Here is a 19,710-nt window from a genome sequence, read left to right on the forward strand (position 1 = left end):
CGCAACGTTTGTGCCGGCTTCTACAGCAGTTGCTGCTGCTTTAACAACAGACTCTAATTGGCTAACATTTACAGCATCTGTTGGATCTGTACCTTCAGCAACATTAGTAATTTTTAAACCACCTGCATCAATGCCTGAATTGGTAATGCTTGGACCATTATTGATAGTTAAACCATTAGTATTAACTACAGTATCACCTGCGGTAAAGGTATTGGCAGTTACGCTGTTCACATTCAAATCTTTATTTAATTTCATTTGAATTTGGTTATCCGTCACTGCTGTAGTGATATTGCTATCGCCTACATACTTAATCGTTTCACCTAACTGAACATTATCGTCCGAACCTTCATCCGCACCAATATTTAAACCTTTTGCAATATTATCTGCATTGTTTTGAATGTTGGTTGTGTTATTTGCAATATTGTTTGTATTAGTTGTAACTTGATTTAAGGTTTGTTTTGTATCATCCGATAAATCTACTACATAGTCCGTTACATTATTGTTATCTGGCGTACCGGCAGTCACTGTTACTGCAGAAGAGCCTGCTGAAGCTGTTGTACCGTTTGCATTAACGGTATAAGTTGTTTTACCGGTTGTTGCATCAGTAGAAGAAGTTACACTCGCAACGTTTGTGCCGGCTGAAACTTCAGTTTTTGCTGCTTTAATTGCATCATGTACAGTATCTTTACCCGTATCACCGATATTAGTAGTTGTTACCGAACCATTAGGATTAACTACGGCATTACCACCGATAATGGTTGATAAGCTGTTAGCTACGTTACCAATCACTTCTTGGGTCAAATAAAGTTGTGAACCATTGATCGCATCGGTTGATGTTCCTGAAATACGGCCAGCTGAAACATTTTGAATTTGACGATGAGGAACATTAGTCCCGCCACCTACAGAAACTACATGTCCACTACCAGGATTATTACCAGCAAACCCTGTATAAGTTATACCATTTACAGTTGCACTATTCGTTTGTGTTGCAGCAGTAGTTTCGGAACGTAACCCTAATGCAACAGAACCTGCTAATGAGGCCTTAGCATATGTACCAAGCGCAGTTGCATTTGAAGCAGTAGCATAAGCATCTTGACCGATAGCAGTGGCACGACTTGCTGTTGCTTGAGAATATCCACCTAGAGCAATGGATATATTACCACTTGCATTACTCGTATCACCTATTGCAATTGCACCTGAACCACTACCTTTAGCATAACTACCTATGGCAACACTGACATTGTTAGATGCTTGTGTATTCGAACCTAGAGCAATAGCATTTAATCCATTTGTTGTTGCAGTATCACCTATTGCAACAGAAGCTATACCAGAAGCACCAGTCTTTGCATTATCACCAATAGCTATAGCGTGAACAAAATTGTATTCATTTCCAGTATATTTAGTTGTTTGGGCTCTCATACCAATAGCGATATCGCCTATATTACCTGCTCCTCCGGCCTCATGGTATAAGCCTTTGTTTGTAGTTGAGTTACCTGTAGTGTTATAGCCATTATTTACATGCAAGTAGCTTGGAGCAATATTTTGAGCTACAGAATAAAGTTGTGAACCATTAATCGCATCAGTTGAAGTCAAAGATATCTCCCCCGCGGCTAAATTTTGGATCTGACGTTCTTTACCTATATCCCCTACAGATATAACACGAGTATTTGAAGTTGTTGGTAATACACCAGCAAAATTAGTATAAATTACCGTGCTATTATCATTAGCTGTAATTGTTGCTGTAGTAGCATTTGATGCATTTCTAACTGCAGCTTCAGAACCTAAAGCTACCGAATTATCTAGATTCGCAACTGAATTCCGACCTAATGCAACAGCATAATTATTTGCTGAATGAGCTCCTGGACCTAAAGCTACAGCTCCAACACCTGAAGCTTTAGATATATAACCTAGAGCAATAGAATTTGTATTTGAAGAATTGGCCCCAACCCCCAACGCAGTTGCATTAGCTGAACTAGCATTAGCTCTATCACCAATGGCTATTGCTGATTCAGCACTAGCTTTACTTTCAACACCGATTGCTGTCGCATAATTAGCAGTTGATTTTGCGTTTGATCCAATAGCTAATGCTGAGTTTCCACTTGCACCAGATTGTGCACCAATAGCTGTAGCTTGATCACCATCCGCGCCAGCACGACCACCTATAGCTGTAGCTTCTTGACCTGTAGCACCTGTTTTATATCCTAATGCGGTTGAACCTAAACCGTTAGATACTGTACCATCTGCTCCTATAGCAACAGAATTATTTCCTTTAGCACTAGTTATATAACCAATAGCGGTAGAACCAAAGGCAGTAGACTCAGCTTGCGTACCAACTGATGTTGAATTATTACCGCTTGCAGTGGCAACAATACCTATAGCCATTGAATTATTAGCTAAAGCACTAGCTTGTTTCCCTAAAGCTAATGCAGCGCTGTCAGTTCCTGTAGTTTTAGCAGTTGTATGTGAACCTAATGCATAAGCATACTCTCCGTCTGCTGTTGCAGCTCCAATAGCAATACCATAAAAACTATTTGCTTGAGCAGCGTTAGTTCCATCATTGAAGCTATAAGCAACACCTGTTTGATTAGGACTTACAACCAGTGAAGCAGCCTGTGTTTGAAAAGATGTTGTAAAACCTATAGTTACTATAGCTGTAGATTGTGCTATCTTACTTACTACACTCGATTTAGCTTTAGTATGTGACTTTAATAATTTAGAAACAGCAACCCATGATCGGGTAGTGATATTCCAAATAACTCTGTAAATTTTATTCATAAATAAAAACCTTATAATCAATTGATGAAAGCCATTAATTAAAAATGGCTCGTTATTCTACCAAAAGATAGTTTTATTTAATAGAAATAATAAAATTGCCCAATTTAGGTTACATGCTTTGAATGTATCATTAAATAATACATTTTCATTTATAGATTAATTAATATTAGGAGACGCTGAATTTTGGCTTATCGAAAGATAAGAGTTTTGTCCGCTATATGAAAATATGAATATGAGATTACAAGTAAAACAATGGAGTAATAGTAAAGCTATCTGTTTACCAAAGGATTTTATTAGTTATATGAATTTAAAATTGTAGAAGATCAAACCTAATCTGACCGTCTCCCATTTAGATACTTTGTGCCTGTCAGATTAATTTAAGTCTAAATTATTTTCTTGCCTCCCATCAAGTAATGTATCTGCTGGTGTTTTTCCGCAACTGTAAGGGTTTTATTTACTTTATAGAAGATGTAAAATAAATGTACCTGTAGTTCAAATAACCAATATCAAATTTTTCTAGAAGGAAAAAATTATGAAAAAATTAGCTCTTACTATTATTACAACTATGTTTGCTTTCTCTGCTCAAGCCGGCGATCTATCAGCAACTTGCAAAAGCTATTTTGATCAAATTGATTCATTTGTAAAATCTAGCCCTCAAGCAGAGGCAATGAAACCACAATATGATGCTAGTAAAACACAAATTGCCGCATTGCCGGTAGCTCAGCAAGATATAATGTGCCAACAAGGTCTTGATGCACTAAAACAAGTACAAGCTGCAATGGGTAAATAATTTCCCAGTAACCGCCTTATATCACGCCCTAAACGACGGTGATATAAGGCGGATGTAACTAATCAGGTGTTTTTTGTTGCTCGATGTATTGGTGAATGATAGAGTTCGGTGCGCCACCGCAACTTCCCACAAAGTACGACAGAGACCATAGTGAGTTTCCCCATAATTTCTTTCTGATACTAGGGTTATTTTTTCTTATCATACGGTTTGAAACGCCTTGATAATGCTGATGTTGTTGGAGCTATAAATGTATTAATGGCGGGACACGCCTAGCTCGCTTGTAAAGTGAACGGCACTAGCCGTCAGCAACAATAACCCACCGAAGTGAGTTAGAACATTGCTCCAGACACAGTAGGATTCCCCTGGCTTTAGGCGGGGGGAGGATGTCGAGGTCATAAAGCGGTTGGTTTTGCGGCACTGGTTGATAAATATTTAAGGAATGTATATGCTTCATCAATTTAATGTGATTAGGCGAACTCAAGAGAGTGGAAATAAACCACCTTTTTTTGTGAAAAATAATAAAATGTATTCTGTTTTTTTCTTCGATAAAGAGTATGTAGCCGAAATGCAATATCACATTTCAGCGGTAGAAAAGAAAAGACGGGGTAAAGTAGAAATATATTTAAGGCAAGATTGTTCACCCTATGTGATTGTAGCAACCTGTGAATACCGCAATCTCGGTGTAACATTGCAAAAGCATATTGAAAATAATAAAATACTATTTTCTACAAATTTTGCCCAAGAAGCAAAGATAAAGTACATTGAATTGAACGAAAAAACACTAGATAACTACATCAAAGAACGAAATATGGGCGATTGTTAAAATACAGTAGGGATATCTATATTGTCCGACAATACCCGATAAACTCCCCTGTACTTGCAGTAGGCTCATACTATCTCCTTACGGCTAACAGGCTAACAGCTTCAGTCTCTGAATACAAAAAACACGATAAAACAGGAGTTTAATATGAAACTAAATAAATTTTCTATGTTTGGTTTAATTACAATATCGTTAGTACCTTTAATTTCTCAAGCAACGCAAAAAAACTATTCACATGATGAATTAACAAAAATTGTTTATGCTTGTGAAAATAATGCAATATTAGACGTAGTTTACGTTAATACGAATAGAGGTTCATACGCTATTATCAATCAAGTAGGTGAAATGATACCAATGGAGAATGTCAAATCAGCCTCAGGAGCAGTTTACAAATCACTTCACCCAGATTATACCTATGAACTAGTTACAAAAGGAAAATCTGCCGAATTATTTGCAGACAACAAATCTATCCTTGCTAATTGTATAAGCGAGTAGATAGAAAGGTGAAAAAAACATTAATCGTACTCTCAGCCATTATGCTTTTTGCTTGTACGAGTGATATTACACCTGAAGTCAAACAACAAACAGGGATATCACCCAGAACAGATATTAAGCGAGGTATATCAGAAAAGAAAGTAATCGCACTACTTGGTAATCCTGATAATGTTTTCCCACAAGATAAAGGAAAAAAATTATCTTATGGTAAACAAGGTTATATTGGTTATTATGAAGTTTGCTTAGATAAACAAAATAACGTCATTAGTTCTGGGTTCAGCTGTACCCATTAATTCCGGTGGGGAAAGTATGCAACTAAAGATTCAATGTATGCAGGATAGTTATGAGAAATTACTTAAAATACTGCCATTGCTTAGAAAAGATCCCAGTCTATTGACTGAGGCGGAACAGTTGGTCCAACAATTAGATGAGTTCTATCAAAGTTCTGAATGGCTAGATTTGTACGAGCGTTCAGAGGAATTTAATATTGATACAAAGGGTAATTATAGCGTACTCTCAGAAGATGCTATTTGGAATGTATTAAGCGAATTTGATAGATTGAAATCTTTGCTTTAATATTAGTTTTGTGCTTGATAAAATGCAAAGTGGTGATTTCCGCCACAAAAATTGCAAAGATAGAAAAATGCGGAAAAATACGCTATAACTCCACAAAAATTACAGGACAAATTGTTCAATTATCAAATCAACGGCATTATAGTGCGGTTAAAATATAAAAAATTTTAACCGCACTTTTTATAATTAATAGATGGACATCGATGAATACTACCACAGTTTTTACATTTCCGACAGTTTCGCAATTACACAACAATCCTAATGGGCAGATCAGCAACTATTTTGTCCATTACACCTATTAAGAAATTCTTTCTTATCTCGAAGCTGAATATTCTTATTAATTATATCGCTATGCCCACGTTAATAAATACATAGCTCAATGGAAGACCCTTGCTAGATAGCAAGGTTTTTTTATTACCATAAAAGCATTAAAAGATACAAAAATAATTTTGATACTAGCCTATAATCCATTTTTATAAGTTTTGATATAGGTTAAACCAATAGCCCATAAGTCTTAAGTTTTGATACAGTGAAGAGGATATAGCACTATGGTTATGTTATTAGTAGGTATTGCTATCAATCTTGCTCTATGGCGTATAAGATCCATTAACCGACTTTCAGAGCAGTGTAGACAAGCTCAATCAACATTTAAGCAGGTTCAAATAGCGCCTGAAGATTCAATTAAACCACAATCTATTCAACCAAGAATAAATAGAGGAATGAGTCTTTAAATAAAAAACAAAACCGCCTAATTAGGCGGTTTATGGTATAATCACTATTGCACTATGGCGGCGGCTCGCACTACCGACATAGTGTGAGCCTAGTCGCTTAGCCTTATAGTGCTAAGGAGGTGATTTATGTGAAAACATCAGAAGTTATTACTCTGATAATACTAGTGATTTTGCTAGTAGGAGTAATCAGCTTTAAGGTACTCGCTATACTCAATTTGCTGATTACAGTCTTCAATAAATTAGCCTAACGGCTAGGAAGTGGGTAGGATAGCAACCTGCTCACGACCTTTATTCATTTTATGCCATACCTTATATATTTTCAAGTTTAGAGGACTAAAACTCGAACTACCATCAATAAAAATCCTCGTGAGTATGATCCACAGGCAAGGATTTTATTTCATTTAGCGGTCTAAATCTTTGGGTATTTGCTCCATAATGCCGATAAAATGAGCTGTATAGCACATTTTATCTATAAATAATTTGCTAGACTAAATGGAGTTAAAGAATTTTAAAGGAAAATAAGGAGTTAAGATGAAGAATGTTTTTTTACCTCTTGTCGTTACAATGGCAGCGATAGCCTCAGTACAAGCGAAAGATTTCACACTCAATGTTGAAAATCTTGATAATGGAACATTTCATCAAAAGCATTTATTAAGTGCAAACTATGGATTTGGTTGTGATGGAGAGAATTTATCGCCCGCTATTTCTTGGAAGAATCCGCCAAAAGGAACAAAAAACTATGTATTAACGGTTTTTGATAAAGATGCGCCAACAGGTTTAGGTTGGATGCATTGGGTAATTATCAATATTCCAAAGGAATTTTCTTGCTGTAAATAGCGCTTTAACTGTAGAAGATCAGACCTGATCTGACAAATCATTATAAAAAATGAGAGTTTCCCGTTTAGAATATGAGTGTCAAAATTCAATCTAAACAAAAAAGGAAACTCTCATGTTTTATTCTAACAATCCTCTCATTAAACACAAGACCGGTTTATTAAATTTAGCAGAAGAATTAGGCAATATTTCTCAAGCCTGTAAGGTTATGGGAATGAGCCGAGACACATTCTACCGTTATCAACAAGCCGTTGAAAATGGTGGTGTTGAAGCTTTACTGAACCAAAATCGCCGAGTACCGAATATCAAAAATCGTGTAGATGAAAAAATTGAGCAGGCAGTAGTTAAATTTGCCTTGGATTTTCCCGCTTATGGGCAAGTTCGGGTCAGCAATGAACTACGTAAACAAGGTATTTTTGTTTCAGCAGGCGGTGTACGTTCTATTTGGTTACGACACAATTTAGCCAACTTTAAACAGCGTTTAAATGCATTAGAAAAAGAGGTCGCAGAGAAAGGCATTATCTTGAGTGAAAATCAGGTTCAAGCGCTTGAACGCAAGAAAGAAGATGATATAGCCGGCGGTGAAATTGAAACGGCACATCCCGGATATTTAGGCTCACAAGACACGTTCTATGTGGGTAATCTCAAAGGGGTTGGACGGATTTACCAACAAACTTTTGTGGACACTTACAGCAAAGTAGCGTTTGCGAAACTCTATACCATGAAAACGGCAATTGCGAGCGCAGATATGCTCAATGATAAAGTCTTACCGTTCTTTGAATCTCAAGGCTTACCAATGCTGCGTATCTTAACGGATAGAGGCAGTGAGTACTGCGGTAAAGTGGAAAATCACGACTATGAACTTTATCTTGCGATTAATGATATTGAGCATACTAAAACAAAGGTCAAACACCCGCAGACAAATGGTATCTGCGAGCGTGTTCATAAGACGATTTTACAGGAATTCTATCAAGTTGCATTTAGAAAGCATATTTATACGGATTTAACGCAACTTCAAGCAGATTTAGATGAATGGTTAGTGTATTATTATCTTCATCGAACCCATCAAGGCAAAATGTGTTGCGGGAGAACCCCAATGGACACATTACTTGATAGAAAGCACATTTGGGCAGAAAAGAATTTAGGCTCAAATTAATCTGACAGACACCTAGGTTTTAAATGGGAGACTGTCAGATTAGGTTTGATCTTCTACAAATTAAGTAACTAAGAGACTTTGCTCTAATTCAAAAGTCATCGGAGAGCGATATCCGTACATTTTCCTGCTCGACTTAAAGAGAGTTTATCAAACTGTCTTTGATTTGTTGCAGAAAGTTAGACCATTACACTTTCATCATCTTCTTATAACGGCTTATTGTAGATCTCGAAACTTCATATTTTTTAGCAGCTTCCGTAAGCGATAAACCTTTTTTTAAGTCTTTTAATAAACTTTTTATACTCTTTTCTGATAATTTTTTAGGACGACCGCCTATTGCATTCATATCACCGGCAGCAATTTTTGCCGCCTTTCCACTTTGAGTTCGTTCTACGATAAAATTACGCTCTAACTCAGCACATAAGCCTAATACGTGAATTGTTGCCATTGCTATAGGGTCATTCTTTTTCGTTGTATCTATATTTTGATGTAAGGCGATAAATCCTATATTTTTTGATATTAGCTTATCAAACACCTGTAAACATTGACTAAGACTTCGCCCTAATCTATCAAATTTGGTTACAACCACTTGATCGCCCTCTCTTATGTAATCGAGCAGTTCTTCAAGTTGTTGCTGATTATTCTCTGCTTTTCCTGAGTGTTTACCTGTAAATATTTTTTCGCAACCGAATGCATTTAATGCATTTAGCTGCTCAGTTAAATCTTGCCCTTGTGTACTTACTCGGGCATAACCGATTTTAGCCATAAATTATAGTTTATCCCAATCTTTGTTGACCTCCTCCCCTGCCTAAAGCCAGGGGATTCCTACTGTGTCTAAATCCGAAGATTTAGCTCACTTCGGTGGGTTCTTGCAGCTAACCTCTAATGAGATTCACTTCACAAGCGAACTGGGCGTGTCCCGCCCTTAAATTCATTGCCCCACAACATCAGCATTTTCAGTATATCCACATTCTACACATTCAAAATTTTCCTGTGTTTGATGGTTTTCTTTAACAAGATGACCACAACAAGGGCAAGTACGACTGGTATTTTTTGAATTGACTGCAACCAAGTAGACACCTAACCAAGCAGATTTATAATCCAACTGCCGTCTATCAATACCTATTTCTGACCCTTTGTGCTGTGGGATTTTTTTTGCTCAAATTAGGTTTTAATACTTACAAAAAATTGACCGCACTTTTTGCTTACCGTGATGTTTTTGATTTCGCCTAAAATCATTGTAGAAGATTAGACCTGATCTGACAAATCATTATAAAAAAATGAGAGTTTAGGGTTAATTATCCGCTTTAAGTACTCTCTGACAGGGAGAGCTAGTAAGTTACCGTTTATCCTATAATGAGTATATATCATTTAAAGCCTTATTGAATAAGAGTGTCAGTTCGGATGCTTAGTATTGTATAATAAAAACATAAAAATGCTTTTATTTTTATAAATATTTATTACTTTATTTTTTTATGTGTGATATTATATGAGATAAATAAACATAAATATGTTTTTATGAGGTGAACGATGAAAGTTATATCTGTGTTAAGTCAAAAAGGTGGTAGTGGTAAAAGCACTATTTCGATTAATATTGCTCGCTGTTTACAACTTAAAGGCTATAATGTGGCATTAGTTGATACTGATCCGCAAGCCTCTGCTAGAGAATGGAATGCTCTGGCTTCAGATGAATTTTTTCCTGTTTATGGGTGCGATAAAGGTATTTCAGAGAAGGAAATTAGACAACTCGAAAAATTAGCAGATTTTGTAGTGATTGATGGAGCTCCAAGGATTGAAAAAAGTATGGCTGATTCTATTCGGTTATCTGATTTTATCTTAATTCCACTCAAACCCTCTCAATTTGATATTTGGGCGTGTAAAGATTCGATTGAATTAGTGCAAACGCGAATGCAAATAGATAAACGTTTGAAAGCTGGTTTAGTATTAAGTCAGATGAATAAACAGACAAACTTAACAAAGGACGTAGTACAATTTATTCAAGAAAATTTTGAAATTCCATTATTAAATAGTGGTACAGGATTAAGAGTAAGTTATGCTGAGGTATTAAGCCAAGGCGGAACTATTTTTGAGGGACAGTCTAAAGAAGCAAAAGAAGAAATTACACAAATTACGAATGAAATTTTATTAATGTTAGGAGTAGTACATAATGAGTAAAGCTAAATTAACTAAAGGCACTGGTTTATCGTTAGGATCACTTGAAAAGCCTGTAATGCCTGAGCTTAAAACAGAGCTAGTCGGAAATGAACAACGTACAACAATTTTTCTTAGTGTAGATTTGTATAAAGCCGCTAAACAATTTGCTTTAATGAATGATATGACGTTTAAGCAATATCTGAATGATTTGGTTAGAGCAGACTTAACAAGTAAAAACTTGTTATAATACATAAAAGCATAAATACGCTTTGTTATGGGTGTTTTTCACAAGGTAAATATTATGAATTCTGTGGAGCAATTAAAAAAAATACTTGACACTCGAAGACCCTTGGATCCTATTACAAGCAAGTCATTACAAAATGATTTTATGATTCGATATAATCAAGCTTCTAATGCGATTGAAGGCAACCAATTAACATTAGTTGAAACACGTGTATTACTTGAAAATGGGATAACAGCTAAAGGGAAAACCTTTAAAGATCATTTAGATGTTATTAATCATCAAGAGGCAATTTATTATTTATTAGATCTTGTCAAAGATAAAGAGCCATTATCTGAACGGCATATCAAAGAGTTTAATGCACTACTGTTGAAATCCACAAAAGATGAAATTTATTCAGGTAAATATCGCTCTGTTCCTGTAATGATTCAGGGGGCTAAACACGTCCCACCTCAACCTTATTTAGTACAAAATGAGATGGATAGATTACTAGAAAAAAATACAAAGGATAAAGAAGTAGGAAAACCTGATTTAGAACGCATTGCTGAATTACACGCTGATTTTGTACGTATTCATCCTTTTGTTGATGGTAACGGTCGCACTGGTCGATTAATAATGAATGTAGAACTAATGAATGCAGGTTATTCTATTGCTATTATCGAACCGACAGAAAGGGAAGATTATTACAATGCGTTAGAGCAAGCTGATGAGGGAAACTATAAACCAATTACCCACCTTTTGACTGAGTCTGTACAACGTTCTTTAGAACGTGAATTGCAAGTAGTTTATCCTGATTGGCAAAAAGATTATCCGCAAATTGCTTATCAACTTGCTAGTTGTTCAAGGAAAAAACTTGAAAATCAGGTATAGTAGACAAAATGGTTGCTAAAAAGTGGGTTAAAGCCTTATACTATAAGGCTTTAACCCACTTTTTTTTGAAAATGAACAAAAAAACTGTCCTTTCTGCTCAAATGTGAATATTAAGAAACATGGTATTCAAAATAATATTCAACGCTATAAATGTAATCATTGTAATAAAACATTCACCTTCCAAAATAAATTAAATCCTACCGATATTTGGTTTGATTATTAGCAAGGAAAACAAACCTATAAAGAACTCGCTGTTAAATATAAATATTCGTCAGAACTATTCAAAGATATATTGATAAAGTCCCTAAAGCAGCATTAAAACAGCCTATTTCAACATATTTAAATATCATTATGGACACCGCTTTCTTTGGTCGAAAATTTGGTGTTTTAGTGCTAATGGATATCTGCAAGAGAAATCATGTTTAAGGCGTTTAAATTAGAAGGATAATACAAAAAAAAGAAAAGAGCATAGATTTTGACATCAGCACCCTTTTTCTAAGTAATTAACGACCGAGATACACCGCCGTAATTTCTTCCCGATTGTGCCCAAGCTCTTGGCTAATTTGCAGCCTGGCCGCTAAATCCACTTGTTTTTCGCTTTCAGAGAGTTTTCTAGAGCGTATTCCACCACACTTAGGACAATCCCATCCCGTAAGTTCTTTATAGAGGTTTTGGGCGTATTGATGCCTTAAACCGTGGTTTTTATTAATACCAAGTTTAGCGGTATAGTATTCATAAGATTTTAGTTGTTGAATATAACTTCGGTCTTTGGGAATGAGTGATTTAGCGTTATTCCGCTTGCAAAATGCGTGGATTTCATTCAGCAACTCTCGCTGTGATTGAGTTCTAATTGGAATTTCCCGGATACGTCCGCCTTTGCACCACGATGCCTTAAGCACGATTTTTGATTCCCGGTCAGCAAATTTAGGCTGAAATTTCATCGATTCCTCCCGTCTTAAACCAAAATTTTGTTGTAAACGGAGAGATAGTTTTAAAAATTCGCTATTAAACAGCTCTAAATCGCTCTCAGAGAGGTTTTTAGCTTTATTGCTATAGTTATCTACATATTTACGGTTATCGATGTTATAGCTCGAATTAGAACGCTCTACGATACGAGGATTACCTATTTTCTCAGCAATCCACCGAAGATAGCTTAAGCGATTTTTTAACGTGCCAGCTGAAAGCCCCTTATTTTTCCAGTTTTCAACTAAAAATCTGATGTGTTTGCCTTTGAGTTGTGTACAGTCGTGGATTTTGAATTGAGAACGAGAAAGCTCTTCCATTGCCATTTTTAAGACTTTTTCCCGTTCAGCTTGCGTACCAAAACTCCCGTCTCGGTTGTGATTCAGGATCTTTTTAACGGAATAGACGAGATTACGCATTAACGAACCTCCGAAAATTTGGTAAGTGTTAATATTCAAATCAAACAGAGCGTGAGTGTTTGATTAAATCGAAAATATTTAAGAGCTAAAAAGATTTCTGTTGGGCGATTTCAGATACTTAAAGCCCTATACCTCTGCTCGTGTTCATTATGGGGAACCTTAGAAAAACCGAAATCCGTAATTTTTAGCAAAATATTATCAATTTAAGAAAACAAGACAGGGCGTATCATATCTTGTGCAGATTAGTCAGGTGCAAGCTGAGTTAAGTCGTATTCATAAAAAACTCCTAATTTTGAACAAAATTAAGGGTTGTACCGCCGCAGGGAGAATACAACCCTAGCGGGAGGACGATTTGACTAGAAATTAATTTCAGTCAGACTGTCGCCAGAATTAGCTTAATTCAAACGTGTCCACAGTCTAAAAAGGCTCTTTGTAAGGTGCCATACTTACACGACAACCAATCACCAAGGGTGACGACACATTTCAGGTTGTTACTGTGTCTACGTTCATTTTGATGGGCGGAACTGCACGCCTTAAAGGGCAACTTCAATATTTGGTTAGCCGAAGTCAGGCTAAAAGGGACTGAAACCTACCTAGAACAAGCTAGGGAGTTGCCGTTTCACGGTTTCTGCAACTTTCTCCCAGAGTCAAAGCGTAGGGATTTTCACGCTTTTTGCGTTTTAAATTATATGTCATTTACGTTTATAAATAAAGCGTTTTTCACATTATCATTCAATATATTGTTAAAATATCTTTATATTTACTAAATTAATAAAATCCTGTCATTCCCCTAAATAAAATTTAGTTGAATGACAGGATTTTTCTGTTCTACTACCGCACTTAGTTTGATTAATCCGCTAAAGTTTTGCCAACAAATGCCAAATTTTTAGCGGATTTACATAAAGAAGCTCAAAAAATAAACAAAATAGAGCTGAAAGCTCTAAAAAGAGCCGATAGGCTCTATATTTTTATATTTTAGTTTTTTTCTTGTTTTAGCGGTTTTTTTTAATAATAAAATCAAATGGTTACATTACTATAAAACTACAAATTTCCTGTTATAAGACTACAAATTTCCTGTTATAAGACTACAAATTTCCTGTTATAAGACTACAAATTTCCTGTTATAAACTACTTGATTGGTAATTATTGTAGCTTTAATATGATCTATAATGCTTTTGCTTTTGCTTTTGTTGTTTAATTCAGGAAATTTATAGTTTTATGGAAAAAGATTTAGTTGTTGTGAAAGCGAATAGTCTTATTGAAGCAAGCTATCGCCTTAGTATTGATGAAGTCCGCATATTGGCTTTAACCATTGGCACAATGGATCCAAAATCAAACCAACAGGTTTTTGATTTTACAGTTGCTGATTTTGTGCGTGAATTCCCTGAAATCAGCTTTGATAACGCCTATAAGCAAATTCAGACTGCAGTCAAACGAATTTATGAACGTAGTGTTAAAACGGAAGACAATGAGAGAGTAACTGAATTTCGTTGGGTTTCATCTCGAACCTACTTCAAGAAAGAGGGACGTTTTCGGATTGTAATGACAAACGAAGTGATGCCATATTTGACCCAGTTAAAAGGGCAATTTACACAATATCAATTACGTCACATCGCCTATTTCAACAGTGTTCACGTTATCCGAATTTATGAGTTGATTACGCAATATTGCAGTATTGGTAATCGTGAAATTACGGTTGAAGACTTGAAAAAATGGTTACAAGTTGAAGAAAATTATTCACGTTGGAATAATTTTAAAGCGAGAGTATTAGACCCTGCAATCATTGAAATTAACGAAAAATCTGATCTATTGATTGAAGTCGAACAGATCAAACGTGGGCGTGCTATTCACGCTTTGAATTTCGTAATTGGTAGAAAAAAACAAGTGGTTAAAATTTCCGATGAAACTGCGAAACGCCCCGCATTTCCACATAAAAATAAATATGGTAAGTACGTTACCTTAGATCGTCAAAATCCGCGTAATAGTCCCGCAGAATACGGAAATTATGCCAAAGATTGCCTAGCTATTCTTAATGAGTTTTACCAAGATATTTCGGACGTAACAACGGAAGACTTGCGTAATTTTTGGGTGTTTTTGAGTTGCAGTCAAAGTTTTCGCTCTACACTCGGTAAGCGGTCAGATTTCATTGAAGAATTGAAAAAACGTGGTTACAAGATTGTTGAGTGTGAGTTGGTGAAGATTGCTTCTAAACAGACCGATCTTGTTGATAAAAATGCATTAAATGTAACCAAAATATAGGTTTTTATCAGCCCGTGTCGTAAAAATCAGCCCTTCAGGGCGGGATATAAGACAATTGTAATTAGCAGCTTAAATGCTATTCTTGCCTCTCTAACAGAGTTTTGCGAAGGCGTTCTCTATGATGGCATATTCAGGGGGATAGAGGCAGCGAATACTGTGGTAAGGTGGAGAACCACGACTACGAGCTTTACCTTGCAATTAATGATATTGAGCATACCAAAACAAAGGTCAAACACCCGCAGACAAATGGTATCTGCGAGCGTGTTCATAAGACGATTTTACAGGAATTCTATCAAGTTGCATTTAGAAAGCATATTTATACGGATTTAACGCAACTTCAAGCAGATTTAGATGAATGGTTAGTGTATTATTATCTTCATCGAACCCATCAAGGTAAAATGTGCTGTGGACGAACGCCAATGGATACATTAGTTGATTTGGGCAGAAAAGAATTTAGGCTCAAATTAATCTGACAGACACCTAGTTTCTAAATGGGAGACTGTCAGATTAGGTTTGATCTTCTACAGCTAATAATCTTGAAAAATAATTATTAGCAACTATTTTTTCCATTGCACCAGTTAAAACCTTATAGCATCAGGCTTTAACCGCATTTTGAGCATTGATTTTGTCCTTTAAGCCCAATATTACAATTTACCAGAACCGTCAACTTCAAGTTCTACACGACGGTTAGGTTGTAAGCATTGAATTAATTCTGCTCTTTGTAAATTTGGTGAACATCGTTTAATTTGGCGAGATTCTCCATAACCAACAATACTCATTACACCGGCAGGAACACCTTTGCTTACTAAATAGCGACGTACTGTTTCAGCACGTTTTTCTGATAAGCGTTGGTTATATGCGGCATTACCTAATAAATCGGTGTGACCTTCGATACGAATAGATCTTAATTGATCAAATTTACGTACTTTAGATGCAAATTCATCTAACTTAGCTTTACCTTCAGCGTTAATATCGTTGGCTCCACTCTTATCAAATTTGAATAATGCATCGGCACTGATAGTAAAACGCTGAGTATTCGGTCCTAATTTATGTCCCGGTGGGCAAATCGCATCTTTCGGGAATACCGGCTTCCAGAAGAAGCCACGTGCAAATTTGTCGTTGTCATAAATAACTTTAAATTGACAAGTTGTTACATCAGGAACGCCTGCAGTATTATCCGGATCTACAGGAACACCTGGTGTATGGAAGTGGAATAAATAATCCCATTCGCGCACGTTAAATAGACCTTCATCATAGTGCGGACGACCTAATAATTTATATAGTTCATCCTTAGTTACACCAGCTTTAACCTGAGCTAATTCATCAGTAGTTGGGAAAGTACCACGTTTGTTATTAAATGTTAGTGAATACGGTTCCGGAAAGATCGGCCCATCAGTGGTTCCATCTGATTTGACATCGCTTTTCGTTGCACATGCCGTTAATACACTTAACGCAAATACAGATAAGCCGGTTTTTAAAAATTGAGTTGATTTCATTTGTTTTTCCTTATGATCAAACTAGGTGGCATTACTGCCACCTAAATGAGTGATTACCATTGGTACCCAATTGCAGCGCCTGCACTCAAGTTACCACGTGAATCTGCACTTGCATTACCTTTAATGATCCATTTACCGTTATCAGAAATGGTTGACGCACCTAAAGCAAGACTACTTTCACCACGATAAGTACCAGTACCTAACGCGACTAAAGATTTACCCGGCATATATGCTTGCGGTAAGCTTGCAGTCGCCACCGCACCTGCGATACCCGCACGAGCATTTTTATCCACTTTATTAGTGTAGTTTGCTAAATTATTAGCCGTACGACGTAGCTGATTCACATTTACGGCATCAGTTCCATCTTTACCTTCACCAACATTAGTAATGCGATTTCCACCATTATTCAAGCCATTAGACGTTAAGCTAACATCTTTTTTGTCTTTCGCACTGATAGTTAATCCATCGCCATTAACAGTTGTTGTTGTGCCTTTGGTTGTATCAGTAAATTCAGCACTGGTTAAACCGGTTAATGATTTCGCCAATTTAACATTCAGTTTGCCATTTTCTGCTACGACACCGATATTATTATTTGTCAGTTTAGCCGAATCTGTTACACCTCCTGAAACGGTTACTTTCTGACCTAACGGAGTTTTAAATTCACCATTATCACCTGCAAAAGTTAAGCCGTCGTTGATAACTTGGTTTAACTGGCTACCATTGATTGCATCAGTACTATCTTCTGCAATTTTACCGTCAGCCACATTCGTTAATTGCATTGGTGTCTCACTGGTGATACGCACTTTAGCCGGTGTTGCTGGCGTTAAGGTAATTTCACCATTTGCACCTTCTTTTTGAGTATAGAATTTGCCACCTACGTTCACTAATGTATTACCACTCGCATCCACATATTCCATTGGAAGACCGGTTACATCAATTTCATAGCTGTAATTACCAGAATCATCTTTTTTCACTTCTGAAACTTTTGTATTTAAGCCATGATTTACGGTTACCGTTTGGTTGGATACTGCTTCAGCGGTTTTACCTGCTTCAGTTTGACCTTGAGTGTTCACTTTCCAAGTTGCAGCATTAACTACTTCTGTTTTTGCTTCTTTCAACTGATCTACGTTAACTGCATCGGTGCCATCTTTACCCGGAGCAACATTAGTAATGACTTTATTACCCGCATCGATACCCTCTTTCGTCATACTTGGACCATCTTTAATGGTAACACCATCATTATTTACTTTAGTATCACCAATAGTCACGGAACCATCTTTACCAAGATCGATATCTTTGTTCAGGTCAACGGTTACTTTATTGCCATCATTACTGATTTTGATATTGCCGTCTTTATTAGCAAAATCAACGGTATCGCCTGGTTTCACATTAGATGAATTTTGACCATTTGTAGTGATATTCCAGCCTTTGTTCGCAGTTTCTTCCACTACTTTTAATTGATCTACATTCACCGCATCTTTACCATCTTTACCTGCAGTAACATTGGTAATACGGCCATCATCAGTAAATGTCACGCCATCTTTACCATCGGCACCTTTGATAGTTAAGCCATCTTTACCATCGGTACCACGAGTACCTACGATAGACATGCCGTCTTTACCATCTTTTGCGAAAGTAATAGCCGCATCTTGACCATCTTTACCGTTCACAACCACACCGGAAAACTCAGGGCGCTCTTTCATTACTAGCTCTAAGCTACCGTCGTCTTTATAGCGAACACCTAGATTGCTAGAAGATACAAGATTTTTATCCAACACAGTTTTTGCATCTAAACCGCCAAGTAAACTTAGTGTTTGATTTAGTTTACGAGTTACTGTTTTACCATCGTTACCAACGAATACTAGCCCATCGTTTAAGGTTGCCACCTCTTCTTTATCACCATTTGGTTTTTCATAGACGATACGAGTTTTGCTTTCACCATCAAGACCGTCATTGCCGTCCAAGCCTTTAGTTCCTTTTTCAAAAGTCATGCTTGCATCTTTACCGTCAACACCGTCTTTACCTTTCACGCCATCGATACCATGGAATACGATTGCATCTGATTTAACAGTCACACCATCTTTACCATCTGCACCTTTAACGCCCACAGCACCATCTTTACCATCTTTGCCACCGATAGTCAGATTATCTGCTAGATTGAAGTCAACATTATTCTTGCCATCAATTGTGGTGACGATATTTTTGTCTGTGCTAGTAAATTTAACGGTTTCACCGGCTTTCACATTATCAACGTCATTCGTACCTTTACGACGGTTATCTGCATCAATGTTAAATCCAGCTTGTAATTTACTGATATTGTTTGTATTAGTTGTAACTTGATTTAAGGTTTGTTTTGTATCATCCGATAAATCTACTACATAGTCCGTTACATTATTGCTATCTGGCGTACCGGCAGTCACTGTTACTGCAGAAGAACCTGCTGAAGCTGTTGTACCGTTTGCATTGACAGTGTAAGTTGTTTTACCGGTTGTTGCATCAGTAGAAGAAGTTACACTCGCAACGTTTGTGCCGGCTTCTACAGCAGTTGCTGCTGCTTTAACAACAGACTCTAATTGGCTAACATTTACAGCATCTGTTGGATCTGTACCTTCAGCAACATTAGTAATTTTTAAACCACCTGCATCAATGCCTGAATTGGTAATGCTTGGACCATTATTGATAGTTAAACCATTAGTATTAACTACAGTATCACCTGCGGTAAAGGTATTGGCAGTTACGCTGTTCACATTCAAATCTTTATTTAATTTCATTTGAATTTGGTTATCCGTTACTGCTGTAGTGATATTGCTATCGCCTACATACTTAATCGTTTCACCTAACTGAACATTATCGTCCGCACCTTCGTCCGCACCAATATTTAAACCTTTTGCAATATTATCTGCATTGTTTTGAATGTTGGTTGTGTTATTTGCAATATTGTTTGTATTAGTTGCAACTTGATTTAAGGTTTGTTTTGTATCATCCGATAAATCTACTACATAGTCCGTTACATTATTGTTATCTGGCGTACCGGCAGTCACTGTTACTGCAGAAGAGCCTGCTGAAGCTGTTGTACCGTTTGCATTGACAGTGTAAGTTGTTTTACCGGTTGTTGCATCAGTAGAAGAAGTTACACT

General features: G+C 36.6%; 18 protein-coding genes and 3 pseudogenes. 14 read left to right on the forward strand and 7 right to left on the reverse strand.

All coding sequences use genetic code 11. The features are described from left to right. On the reverse strand, window positions 1-2,775 hold a 2,775-nt coding region (locus CVP04_RS08100; RefSeq protein ID WP_207761628.1), incomplete at its 3' end, for an ESPR-type extended signal peptide-containing protein. A 226-nt stretch (window positions 2,776-3,001) separates the two neighbouring features. Between CVP04_RS08100 and CVP04_RS12490 the strand changes: the two are divergent. Then, window positions 3,002-3,085 (forward strand): annotated as a pseudogene (locus CVP04_RS12490) (AbrB/MazE/SpoVT family DNA-binding domain-containing protein); the annotation flags it as partial. A 222-nt stretch (window positions 3,086-3,307) separates the two neighbouring features. Continuing rightward, window positions 3,308-3,565 (forward strand): DUF5339 domain-containing protein, encoded by a 258-nt coding sequence (locus tag CVP04_RS08110; RefSeq protein ID WP_243385196.1) that lies wholly within the window; start codon window positions 3,308-3,310, stop codon window positions 3,563-3,565. A gap of 58 nt (window positions 3,566-3,623) precedes the next feature. Here the strand turns inward: CVP04_RS08110 and CVP04_RS08115 are convergent. Beyond that, window positions 3,624-3,779, reverse strand: a pseudogene (locus CVP04_RS08115) (transposase); the annotation flags it as partial. 231 nt (window positions 3,780-4,010) lie between these two features. Between CVP04_RS08115 and CVP04_RS08120 the strand changes: the two are divergent. From CVP04_RS08120 to CVP04_RS08155, 6 genes are all read left to right on the forward strand, one after another. Then, window positions 4,011-4,388, forward strand: coding sequence for a hypothetical protein (locus CVP04_RS08120; protein WP_100297018.1), 378 nt, complete (start codon window positions 4,011-4,013; stop codon window positions 4,386-4,388). Window positions 4,389-4,532: 144 nt separating this feature from the next. Then, on the forward strand, window positions 4,533-4,880 hold the full coding sequence (locus tag CVP04_RS08125; RefSeq protein WP_100297019.1) for an MliC family protein: 348 nt from the start codon (window positions 4,533-4,535) through the stop codon (window positions 4,878-4,880). A gap of 8 nt (window positions 4,881-4,888) precedes the next feature. Further along, on the forward strand, window positions 4,889-5,173 hold the full coding sequence (locus CVP04_RS08130; RefSeq protein WP_133118481.1) for a hypothetical protein: 285 nt from the start codon (window positions 4,889-4,891) through the stop codon (window positions 5,171-5,173). 16 nt (window positions 5,174-5,189) lie between these two features. Beyond that, window positions 5,190-5,456, forward strand: a complete 267-nt coding sequence (locus tag CVP04_RS08135) for a DUF4298 domain-containing protein (protein WP_100297021.1) — start codon at window positions 5,190-5,192, stop codon at window positions 5,454-5,456. Window positions 5,457-6,715: 1,259 nt separating this feature from the next. Continuing rightward, entirely contained in the window at window positions 6,716-7,021 is a 306-nt protein-coding gene (locus CVP04_RS08145; RefSeq protein WP_100297023.1) for a YbhB/YbcL family Raf kinase inhibitor-like protein, read from the forward strand. Window positions 7,022-7,133: 112 nt separating this feature from the next. Further along, a complete protein-coding gene (locus tag CVP04_RS08155) occupies window positions 7,134-8,174 on the forward strand; it encodes an IS481 family transposase (RefSeq protein WP_100297024.1) in 1,041 nt (346 codons plus the stop codon). Window positions 8,175-8,358: 184 nt separating this feature from the next. On the opposite strand, the gene CVP04_RS08160 is transcribed toward CVP04_RS08155, so the two are convergent. Both CVP04_RS08160 and CVP04_RS12375 read right to left on the reverse strand, forming a co-directional pair. Next, window positions 8,359-8,937 carry a recombinase family protein gene (locus CVP04_RS08160; RefSeq protein WP_100297025.1) on the reverse strand — a complete coding sequence of 193 codons (579 nt, stop codon included), beginning with the start codon at window positions 8,935-8,937 and terminating at the stop codon, window positions 8,359-8,361. 165 nt (window positions 8,938-9,102) lie between these two features. Beyond that, window positions 9,103-9,276 carry a zinc ribbon domain-containing protein gene (locus CVP04_RS12375; protein WP_341476051.1) on the reverse strand — a complete coding sequence of 58 codons (174 nt, stop codon included), beginning with the start codon at window positions 9,274-9,276 and terminating at the stop codon, window positions 9,103-9,105. A gap of 425 nt (window positions 9,277-9,701) precedes the next feature. Here CVP04_RS12375 and parA point away from each other — a divergent pair, with 425 nt between their 5' ends. The 4 genes from parA (at window position 9,702) to CVP04_RS12495 (ending at window position 11,659) form a co-directional block, all read left to right on the forward strand. Continuing rightward, window positions 9,702-10,346, forward strand: coding sequence for a ParA family partition ATPase (parA, locus tag CVP04_RS08170; protein WP_100297026.1), 645 nt, complete (start codon window positions 9,702-9,704; stop codon window positions 10,344-10,346). Next, on the forward strand, window positions 10,339-10,572 hold the full coding sequence (locus CVP04_RS08175) for a hypothetical protein (protein ID WP_100297027.1): 234 nt from the start codon (window positions 10,339-10,341) through the stop codon (window positions 10,570-10,572). Before parA ends, CVP04_RS08175 begins: the two co-directional genes overlap by 8 nt. Before the next feature lie 54 nt (window positions 10,573-10,626). Then, window positions 10,627-11,436: a Fic family protein gene (locus CVP04_RS08180; RefSeq protein ID WP_100297028.1), complete on the forward strand. Its 810-nt coding sequence runs from the start codon at window positions 10,627-10,629 to the stop codon at window positions 11,434-11,436. 103 nt (window positions 11,437-11,539) lie between these two features. Then, window positions 11,540-11,659 (forward strand): IS1/IS1595 family N-terminal zinc-binding domain-containing protein, encoded by a 120-nt coding sequence (locus CVP04_RS12495; protein WP_423738303.1) that lies wholly within the window; start codon window positions 11,540-11,542, stop codon window positions 11,657-11,659. A 280-nt stretch (window positions 11,660-11,939) separates the two neighbouring features. On the opposite strand, the gene CVP04_RS08190 is transcribed toward CVP04_RS12495, so the two are convergent. Beyond that, a complete protein-coding gene (locus tag CVP04_RS08190; protein WP_100297029.1) occupies window positions 11,940-12,818 on the reverse strand; it encodes a phage integrase N-terminal domain-containing protein in 879 nt (292 codons plus the stop codon). Between the two features lie 1,218 nt (window positions 12,819-14,036). Here CVP04_RS08190 and CVP04_RS08195 point away from each other — a divergent pair. After that, window positions 14,037-15,077 carry a replication initiation protein gene (locus CVP04_RS08195; RefSeq protein WP_100297030.1) on the forward strand — a complete coding sequence of 347 codons (1,041 nt, stop codon included), beginning with the start codon at window positions 14,037-14,039 and terminating at the stop codon, window positions 15,075-15,077. 137 nt (window positions 15,078-15,214) lie between these two features. After that, window positions 15,215-15,550 (forward strand): annotated as a pseudogene (locus CVP04_RS08200) (integrase core domain-containing protein); the annotation flags it as partial. A 171-nt stretch (window positions 15,551-15,721) separates the two neighbouring features. On the opposite strand, the gene CVP04_RS08205 reads toward CVP04_RS08200, so the two are convergent. Together CVP04_RS08205 and CVP04_RS08210 are read right to left on the reverse strand one after the other, a co-directional pair. Further along, window positions 15,722-16,573 carry an OmpA family protein gene (locus CVP04_RS08205; RefSeq protein WP_100297031.1) on the reverse strand — a complete coding sequence of 284 codons (852 nt, stop codon included), beginning with the start codon at window positions 16,571-16,573 and terminating at the stop codon, window positions 15,722-15,724. 53 nt (window positions 16,574-16,626) lie between these two features. Continuing rightward, window positions 16,627-19,710: YadA-like family protein (locus CVP04_RS08210; RefSeq protein ID WP_207761629.1), on the reverse strand; the 3,084-nt coding region annotated here is incomplete at its 5' end.

It is taken from the genome of Caviibacterium pharyngocola, assembly GCF_002795405.1.
In the GTDB taxonomy this organism is placed as follows: Bacteria; Pseudomonadota; Gammaproteobacteria; order Enterobacterales; family Pasteurellaceae; genus Caviibacterium; species Caviibacterium pharyngocola.

What these genes read in the sequence shown, in the direction of transcription:
- CVP04_RS08195 (WP_100297030.1), top strand. Translation starts at nt 14,037, where the DNA reads ATGGAAAAAGATTTAGTTGTTGTGAAAGCGAATAGTCTTATTGAAGCA.
- CVP04_RS08190 (WP_100297029.1), bottom strand. Translation starts at nt 12,818, where the DNA reads ATGCGTAATCTCGTCTATTCCGTTAAAAAGATCCTGAATCACAACCGA.
- CVP04_RS08175 (WP_100297027.1), top strand. Translation starts at nt 10,339, where the DNA reads ATGAGTAAAGCTAAATTAACTAAAGGCACTGGTTTATCGTTAGGATCA.
- parA (WP_100297026.1), top strand. Translation starts at nt 9,702, where the DNA reads ATGAAAGTTATATCTGTGTTAAGTCAAAAAGGTGGTAGTGGTAAAAGC.
- CVP04_RS08180 (WP_100297028.1), top strand. Translation starts at nt 10,627, where the DNA reads ATGAATTCTGTGGAGCAATTAAAAAAAATACTTGACACTCGAAGACCC.
- CVP04_RS08125 (WP_100297019.1), top strand. Translation starts at nt 4,533, where the DNA reads ATGAAACTAAATAAATTTTCTATGTTTGGTTTAATTACAATATCGTTA.
- CVP04_RS08110 (WP_243385196.1), top strand. Translation starts at nt 3,308, where the DNA reads ATGAAAAAATTAGCTCTTACTATTATTACAACTATGTTTGCTTTCTCT.
- CVP04_RS08135 (WP_100297021.1), top strand. Translation starts at nt 5,190, where the DNA reads ATGCAACTAAAGATTCAATGTATGCAGGATAGTTATGAGAAATTACTT.
- CVP04_RS08120 (WP_100297018.1), top strand. Translation starts at nt 4,011, where the DNA reads ATGCTTCATCAATTTAATGTGATTAGGCGAACTCAAGAGAGTGGAAAT.
- CVP04_RS08160 (WP_100297025.1), bottom strand. Translation starts at nt 8,937, where the DNA reads ATGGCTAAAATCGGTTATGCCCGAGTAAGTACACAAGGGCAAGATTTA.
- CVP04_RS08145 (WP_100297023.1), top strand. Translation starts at nt 6,716, where the DNA reads ATGAAGAATGTTTTTTTACCTCTTGTCGTTACAATGGCAGCGATAGCC.
- CVP04_RS08155 (WP_100297024.1), top strand. Translation starts at nt 7,134, where the DNA reads ATGTTTTATTCTAACAATCCTCTCATTAAACACAAGACCGGTTTATTA.
- CVP04_RS08205 (WP_100297031.1), bottom strand. Translation starts at nt 16,573, where the DNA reads ATGAAATCAACTCAATTTTTAAAAACCGGCTTATCTGTATTTGCGTTA.